The 2898-nt window shown below is 53.5% G+C and carries 1 rRNA gene; it reads left to right on the top strand.

Annotated features, from left to right (window positions below):
• Nucleotides 1-57: 57 nt before the first annotated feature.
• Nucleotides 58-2898 (top strand): 23S ribosomal RNA (locus I4V84_RS19405); the annotation flags it as partial.

The raw sequence follows: 2898 nt of genomic DNA, 5'->3' as shown, positions 1-2898 counted from the left end.
AAGATCAACAATGAGAATCAAAAGACCGCATCACCTACGCTAGGGTGATGAGCGAAAGGTCAAGCAATAAGGGCACAGGGCGGATGCCTTGGCACTAAGAGCCGAAGAAAGACGTGATAAGCTGCGATAAGCTTCGGGGAGGAGCAAATATCCTTTGATCCGGAGATCTCTGAATGGGGAAACCCGGCAGAGCACACCTCTGTCATCCATACGCCAATCCATAACGTATGGAAGGGAACCCGGGGAACTGAAACATCTAAGTACCCGGAGGAAAAGAAAGAAAACTCGATTCTGCAAGTAGCGGCGAGCGAACGCGGAAGAGCCTAAACCGGAATGCGTGCATTCCGGGGTTACGGACTGCATTTAAGATTCTCGGAAGCTAACAGAACGGTTTTGGGAAAGCCGGCCGAAGAGGGTGAAAGCCCCGTATGTGAAAGCAGATGAGACTGAGCAGGATCCAGAGTACCACGAGACACGAGAAACCTTGTGGGAAGTCAGGGGGACCACCCCCTAAGGCTAAATACTACTTAGTGACCGATAGCGCATAGTACTGTGAAGGAAAGGTGAAAAGGACCCCGGGAGGGGAGTGAAAGAGAACCTGAAACCCTGTGTCTACAAGCTGTGGGAGCACCTTATGCGTGCAACCGCGTACTTTTTGTAGAACGGTCCGGCGAGTTACGCTTACTGGCAAGGTTAAGTCCTTAAGGGACGGAGCCGTAGGGAAACCAAGTCTTAACAGGGCCTTAAGTCAGTAGGAGTAGACCCGAAACCGGGTGATCTACCCATGTCCAGGATGAAGCTGCCGTAAGAGGCAGTGGAGGTCCGGACCCACATCCGTTGAAAAGGGTGGGGATGAGGTGTGGGTAGGGGAGAAATTCCAATCGAACCCGGAGATAGCTGGTTCTCCTCGAAATAGCTTTAGGGCTAGCCTCGGTCATGAGTCTTGTGGAGGTAGAGCACTGAATTTCCTAGGGGGCGTCAAAGCCTACCGAAGAATATCAAACTCCGAATGCCATGTAGACAGGACCGGGAGTCAGACTGCACGAGATAAGTTGGGCAGTCAAAAGGGAAAGAGCCCAGACCTTCAGTTAAGGTCCCAAAGTGTACGTTAAGTGGAAAAGGATGTGGGGTCTCGAAGACAACCAGGATGTTGGCTCAGAAGCAGCCATTCATTCAAAGAGTGCGTAATAGCTCACTGGTCGAGAGGCCCTGCGCCGAAAATGTCCGGGGCTGAAACGTACCACCGAAACTAAGGGATCCGCAAGGATCGGTAGAGGAGCATTGCATGCGGAACGAAGCAGTACCGTAAGGAGCTGTGGACTGCATGGAAGAGAGAATGCCGGAATGAGTAGCGAGATAAAGGTGAGAATCCTTTAGGCCGAATATCCAAGGTTTCCAGGGTAAAGCTGATCTGCCCTGGGTAAGTCGGGGCCTAAGGCGAGGACGAGAGTCGTAGCCGATGGACAACAGGTGGAGATTCCTGTACTGCGGTATGACAGAACTGTGGGGACACGTAAGGAAAGCGGAAGCCGGGAATGGAAAGCCCGGTGCAAGCAGGGTACCAGACACTCAGGCAAATCCGGGTGTCAATGGGAAGCTGTGATGCGGAGCGAAATACAAGTAGCGAAGTCCGTGAGCCATGCGTCAAGAAAAGCCGCTATTGTTTATACCGTACCCGTACCGTAAACCGACACAGGTGGATGAGGAGAGAATCCTAAGGCCGGCGGAAGAAGCATTGTCAAGGAACTCGGCAAAATGACCCCGTAACTTCGGGAGAAGGGGTGCCACTGAGAAGTGGCCGCAGAGAATAGGCTCAAGCAACTGTTTAGCAAAAACACAGGTCTATGCGAAACCGAAAGGTGAGGTATATGGGCTGACGCCTGCCCGGTGCTGGAAGGTTAAGAGGAGAGGTTAGCGGAAACGCGAAGCTTTGAATTTAAGCCCCAGTAAACGGCGGCCGTAACTATAACGGTCCTAAGGTAGCGAAATTCCTTGTCGGGTAAGTTCCGACCCGCACGAAAGGCGTAATGATTTGAGCGCTGTCTCGACAATGCATCCGGTGAAATTGAAGTACCAGTGAAGATGCTGGTTACCTGCGCCAGGACGGAAAGACCCCATGGAGCTTTACTCCAGTTTGGTACTGGGGTCCGGTATTGCATGTACAGGATAGGTGGGAGGCTAGGAAGCAGTAACGCCAGTTGCTGCGGAGCCGCTGTTGGGATACCACCCTTGCAGTACTGGGCTTCTAACCAGCCGCCGTGAACCGGCGGTGGGACAATGCCAGACGGGGAGTTTGACTGGGGCGGTCGCCTCCGAAAGGGTATCGGAGGCGCCCAAAGGTTCCCTCAGAATGGACGGAAACCATTCGAAGAGTGCAAAGGCAGAAGGGAGCTTGACTGCGACACCGACGGGTGGAGCAGGTACGAAAGTAGGGCTTAGTGATCCGGTGGTATTAAGTGGGAATGCCATCGCTCAACGGATAAAAGCTACCCTGGGGATAACAGGCTTATCACTCCCAAGAGTTCACATCGACGGAGTGGTTTGGCACCTCGATGTCGGCTCATCGCATCCTGGGGCTGTAGTAGGTCCCAAGGGTTGGGCTGTTCGCCCATTAAAGCGGTACGCGAGCTGGGTTCAGAACGTCGTGAGACAGTTCGGTCCCTATCCGGCGTGGGCGTAGGATATCTGAGAGGAGCTGTCCTTAGTACGAGAGGACCGGGATGGACGGACCGCTGGTGTACCGGTTAGACTGCCAAGTCTACGGCCGGGTAGCCAAGTCCGGAAGGGATAAACGCTGAAGGCATCTAAGCGTGAAGCCCCCCTCAAGATGAGATGTCCCATTCGAAAGAAGTAAACCCCCTTGAAGACGACGAGGTAGATAGGGCAGGGGTGGAAGTG

Origin of the sequence: Ruminococcus sp. 1001713B170207_170306_F1 (genome assembly GCF_015668065.1) — a bacterium.
GTDB lineage: Bacteria > Bacillota > Clostridia > Lachnospirales > Lachnospiraceae > Blautia_A > Blautia_A faecis.
This window is presented reverse-complemented; position numbering and strand designations above follow the sequence as displayed.